General features: G+C 30.9%; 6 protein-coding genes and 1 pseudogene. 6 read left to right on the top strand and 1 reads right to left on the bottom strand.

What is annotated here, in order from left to right:
* Together IJI80_RS00790 and IJI80_RS00785 are read left to right on the top strand one after the other, a co-directional pair.
* Positions 1–247: pseudogene (locus IJI80_RS00790) on the top strand (shikimate kinase); the annotation flags it as partial.
* A 65-nt stretch (positions 248–312) separates the two neighbouring features.
* Positions 313–1,116: an alpha/beta hydrolase gene (locus tag IJI80_RS00785; protein WP_292786571.1), complete on the top strand. Its 804-nt coding sequence runs from the start codon at positions 313–315 to the stop codon at positions 1,114–1,116.
* 95 nt (positions 1,117–1,211) lie between these two features.
* Here the strand turns inward: IJI80_RS00785 and IJI80_RS00780 are convergent, their stop codons facing one another.
* The gene (locus tag IJI80_RS00780) at positions 1,212–2,081 is read right to left on the bottom strand and encodes a radical SAM protein (protein ID WP_292786569.1); all 870 of its coding nucleotides are present in this window, start codon (positions 2,079–2,081) and stop codon (positions 1,212–1,214) included.
* A gap of 223 nt (positions 2,082–2,304) precedes the next feature.
* On the opposite strand from IJI80_RS00780, the gene IJI80_RS00775 reads away from it, so the two are divergent.
* The 4 genes from IJI80_RS00775 to IJI80_RS00760 form a co-directional block, all read left to right on the top strand.
* A complete protein-coding gene (locus IJI80_RS00775) occupies positions 2,305–2,649 on the top strand; it encodes a chorismate mutase (RefSeq protein WP_292786567.1) in 345 nt (114 codons plus the stop codon).
* Positions 2,650–2,651: 2 nt separating this feature from the next.
* Positions 2,652–2,849: a 30S ribosomal protein S17e gene (locus IJI80_RS00770; protein WP_292786564.1), complete on the top strand. Its 198-nt coding sequence runs from the start codon at positions 2,652–2,654 to the stop codon at positions 2,847–2,849.
* Between the two features lie 376 nt (positions 2,850–3,225).
* The gene (locus tag IJI80_RS00765; RefSeq protein WP_292786561.1) at positions 3,226–4,443 is read left to right on the top strand and encodes an aspartate kinase; all 1,218 of its coding nucleotides are present in this window, start codon (positions 3,226–3,228) and stop codon (positions 4,441–4,443) included.
* A 328-nt stretch (positions 4,444–4,771) separates the two neighbouring features.
* The coding region (locus IJI80_RS00760; protein WP_292786573.1) for a dihydrodipicolinate synthase family protein at positions 4,772–4,872 on the top strand (101 nt) is incomplete at its 3' end.

The following is a 4,872-nucleotide window of genomic DNA, read 5'->3' as shown; positions in this document are numbered from 1 at the left end:
TGGAGACTCTCTTGAAGCATTGTCTTTAAATGGATTGCGGTATGGAAATGCATTGGGTTTTGATAATAATATTGCTCTTGATGCACTTCAAGCTGGAGCGCTTGCTTCAGGATTGTCTGGAACCGGATCTTCATTTGTAGCTATTGTGGATGAAAGTTCAATTGATGGCGTAAAAGAGGCTTGGGCATCTTATGAAGGAAAGGTCCTTGAAACAGAAGTGGATAATAGGGGAACAAGGTTTATTTAACTTAATTCTTTAGATGGTATTTACTAAAGACTTATTAAGAATATCATATAAAAGGAGGTTTTGCAATGAAAAAGTTTTTAAACGTTAATGATATTGAAATTTGTATAGATGATACAGAAGAGGGTGAAAAAGCATTATTGCTGATTCATGGATTGACTGGAAATAAATCAACCATGTATCCGATTAGAGACATGTTCAAAGACCATTATCGTGTAATTACCATTGATACAAGAGGGCATGGGGAATCAACACGCCCTAAGGAATATACAATTGATGATCATGCAGATGACATACATGAAATCATTAGGGAATTAGGTTTGGAAAAAGCTGATATTCTAGGCTATTCAATGGGTTCATATATTGCCCTTAGGGCAGCTGAAGCCAAATGTGATGATATAGACCATCTTGTTTTAGCCTGCACTAAGCCACACGGCAAAACTTCATCTGTTGCAAGACTTTTAAAGGAAGCAAATCTTGACATTACTCAAGTAAGCCAAGAAGAAATGATGGGTGTAATATTAAAGGCCAGCCTTGCTCCGCAATCCTATGAAATGGCTCTCAATGGAGAATTGAATATTGAAGAAATATTGAATGGTGATGGAAGCCAGGAATTGAATGAAGAGGAAAAGGCTGCAGAAGATGCATCACTAGCTAATTTTGACAATTCAAATGATTATGATAAGGTAACTTGCAAAACATTGGTTATTGGCGCTGAATATGATGGCATTAATCCGCCTGAATTAGGTCGTGAAGTGGCTCGTGGAATCGATGGTGCAGAATTTGAATTAATCAGTGATGCAGGTCATTTGGCTTTTGCAGAGCAACCAGATGACTTTTATAATCTTATTAAAAACTTCTTAGATAGCTAATCTGATTAGATTGTCAGTCTAATCTTTTCTTTTTTTATTTTTTTATAATTTTAAAATATTTTTCCTATTTTTATACTATTTTTAAAGCTATTTTTTTAAAATAAAGTAGTCTGTTTTGTGTTGTCTTTACTTGGAAACTCATGCAAGTATTCAAATATTTCATCTTGATTATTCATGATATTGTTTTCATTTGTTCTTTTGTAGAAGACCTTCATTAATTTATTATGGTTTGGACTCATCAATCCATAGCTATCTCCATAAGTCTTGATGTATTTTTCCTTAAGTCCTGGGAAATGCTTGTCTAGTTTTTTATAGAAATATTCTCTGTTTCCTTCTCTTAATGTCATTCCCATTCCAAAGCAAATGATTCCTTTTACATTTGAGTCTATGCAATAGTCAAGTATTCCATTTAGATTCTCTTCTGTATCGTTGATGAATGGGAGAATAGGACATAGCCAAACGATTGTAGGAATATCCTTCTTGTTTAATATTTTTAATACTTCGACTCTTTCTTTTGTTGTGCATACATTGGGCTCAAGTATTTTGCAAAGCTCTTCATCGTAAGTGGTTAAGGTCATCTGCACAACTGCTTTTGATTTTTCATTTATCTTTTTGAGCAAGTCCAAATCTCTTAGGATTAGGTCAGATTTAGTTATGCATGTAAAACCATGCCCATATTTGCAAATCAGTTCCAGGGACTCCCTTACATTCTGTATTTTTTTCTCAAGAGGAATGTATGGATCTGTCATGGCTCCTGTTCCAATCATGACCTTTTCTTTCTTTGATTTAAGGGCTTTTTTCAATAGTTCAGTTGCATTTGCCTTAACTTCAATGTCTTCAAAGGCATGGTCCATATTGTAGATTTTGCTTCTGGAGTCGCAGTATATGCAGCCATGAGAACAGCCTCTGTAAAGGTTCATACCATTTTTTTGGGATAAGATACTTTTTGCGTTTACATAATGCATGGTTTCACTTTTTTTAAGTTTCATTAATTTATTTTTTATTATCTTCCATTTTCGTGTTCTTGTTTTAATATTGGTTATAATATATTTAATTGTTTTTGAGAGCATTTGAAAAGAAATTTTTAAAATAAAAAAATAAATTTTTCTAAAAGTTTATTTCAATAACTATATTTAAATAAGATGAACTATAAAGTATATTTATTATCAAAACTATGGAGTTATTTTTATGGATGAAAAAGAGATTATGAGCTATTATGAAACCGAAGAAGAAGCTCAAAATGTTCTTCAAGCGTCTAGAAAAAGAATCGATGAAATTGATAATGATTTAGTTAACTTAATAAGTGAAAGAACTTCACTTGCTAAGGATATCGTATCAGCTAAAGTATTTTTAGGCATGGATATTTATGATAAATCAAGAGAGGATCAAGTTCATGCCAAAGTAAGCAGATTAGCTCAAGAAAAAAATATTGATGATGATATTCTTAGCGATATTATGAATATGCTAACAATTTTAAGTAAAAATAAACAAAGAGAATTATTGAATAAACAGAGAAAATTATTGGAGGAATGATTATGGGAAATATTAGAACTTCATTTGTAAAACGTATATCTAAAGAATTAATTGAAACTCACCCAGGCAAATTTACCACTGATTTTGAAGAAAACAAAAAATTAGTATCTGAGTACTCTACCGTAAGTACCAAACACTTAAGAAATAAAATTGCTGGTTACGTTACTAGATTAGTAAAACAACAAGCAAACCAAGCTTAATTTTATTTTTTACTTTTTTAGATTAATTTATTTTAATCTACCACTTTTTTAAAATTTTTAACTACTTTTTAGATTAATTTATTTTAATCTACCACTTTTTTATAATTTTTAACTACTTTTTTCATATTTTTTTTACTTTTTTTAATTCGAATGATTTCATTATTTTTAGGATTGTTTATTAATCAAATTTTTATTAACTATTCAATGTTTTTTATTAACAAATCACTAATTTTCATCAAAAAATTGCAAATTTAATAAATAAATATATTAATACCCTTTTATAAAATTAATAAATGGATAATAGTCTATAAAATATGATTTTATCAAAAATTTATTATTTTAATTTTTAATTTAAAAGAAAAAGGTGTGTAAACAAATGGAATTAATTGTAGCCAAATTTGGCGGTACTTCGATAGGAAATGGACAAAGAATTAGAAAAGCTGCACAATCTGTCGTAAATGAGTACATGAGCGGAAAGAAGGTTGTGGTTGTAGTATCAGCTATTAACAAGACTACTGATGATTTAGTAGCTATTGCTGATGAATCCATTGGAAAAGAAGTAACTGAGAAGCAATTGGCGGAAATTTTATCCATGGGTGAGAGAACCAGCATCAGAGTATTTTCATCAGTCTTGGAATCCTTAGGTGTTAAATCCGAATACATAGATCCAAGCCATGAATTATGGCCTGTGATTACTGATGATAACTACGGAAAAGCTAATATTGACTTTGAAAGAACTGAAGAGCAATCTCAAGGATTGTTAGGTCTTTTAGAACAAGGCATCATTCCAGTTGTCTGCGGATTTTTAGGAAGAACTGAAGAAGGGGAAGTGACTACCTTAGGAAGAGGTGGCAGTGATGTAACTGCATTCCTATTAGGACATTGCTTGAATGCAGATGACGTAATCATTGTAACCGATGTAGATGGAGTCATGTCAACTGATCCAAGAAAAATCGAGGAAGCTAAAAAATTAGATTATATATCCGTTGAGGAAATGAGAGATTTAGCTACTCATGGAGCTCAAGTTTTACACCCTCATGCTTTAAGATTTAAAGACCCAGAAATAAATGCAAAAATTATCAGTTTTGAAAAAGGAGACTTATCCGACCCTGGAACTGAAATCGTAGGTCCATTTGAAGACTCTATGGGCAAATCTGTATGCTTGCATCCAGAACCTATCTCTGTAGTGGCTCTTGTTGGTGAAGACTTGCTTAATCAAATAGGGCTTCTTGCAAAAATGACCACTTTAGTTGCTGAGGCAAACATTAACATTTATGGTATTTCTGCAGGTCAAAATTCAATTACCTTATTCTTAGATAAATGTGATGCTGATAATGCATATCACATATTGCATGGTTTAGTCATTGCTGAAGATAGCTTAAGCTCTATCTCCTTAGGAAGAGACATTGCAATGTTAACCATGATTAATCCAGACTTTATTGAAACTCCTGGAGTAATCACTGAAATCACCAATCCTCTTAAGGAAGAGCACATTAACATTGTAGAGATTTCATCTTCTCAAACTGCTATTGTCTTATTTATTAACTGGGAAGATGGTAAGGTAGCATACGACTTAATAAAGGGAGTTTTATAACTTCCGCTTTTATTTATTTAACCCCATAAAGAAGTGATTGCTTTTATTTTCGTTTAAGAGAAGCAAAATATTCTTATTCGTTTTTTATTGTAATTAATTTTTATTTACAATCATTGAAGTTTCGAAACAATATTTGGTTTTTATTGATACGAACTTTAATAGATTAAGTATTTGAAATTAATATTGATTTTTTAAAAATTAAAATTATAAAAATTGAAATTTATATTAAGTTTTAAGAATTCTTTAATTAATAAAATTTAAAATTTCTTATTGAATTTCTAAAATAATTGAAATAAAAAAATAATTATATAGTAAAAAGGTGTTTTATATGCGTTTTGAAGGAACTGCTGTTGCTATGGTCACTCCTATGCATGAGGATGGATCCATAGATGAAGAAGGATACAGACAAAATATTAACTGGTTGATTGA

It is taken from the genome of Methanobrevibacter sp. (assembly GCF_017432245.1).
Lineage (GTDB): Archaea > Methanobacteriota > Methanobacteria > Methanobacteriales > Methanobacteriaceae > Methanobrevibacter.
This window is presented reverse-complemented; position numbering and strand designations above follow the sequence as displayed.

Coding starts and splice junctions, on each gene's coding strand:
- IJI80_RS00785 (WP_292786571.1), top strand. CDS start 313: ATGAAAAAGTTTTTAAACGTTAATGATATTGAAATTTGTATAGATGAT.
- IJI80_RS00780 (WP_292786569.1), bottom strand. CDS start 2,081: ATGCATTATGTAAACGCAAAAAGTATCTTATCCCAAAAAAATGGTATG.
- IJI80_RS00775 (WP_292786567.1), top strand. CDS start 2,305: ATGGATGAAAAAGAGATTATGAGCTATTATGAAACCGAAGAAGAAGCT.
- IJI80_RS00770 (WP_292786564.1), top strand. CDS start 2,652: ATGGGAAATATTAGAACTTCATTTGTAAAACGTATATCTAAAGAATTA.
- IJI80_RS00765 (WP_292786561.1), top strand. CDS start 3,226: ATGGAATTAATTGTAGCCAAATTTGGCGGTACTTCGATAGGAAATGGA.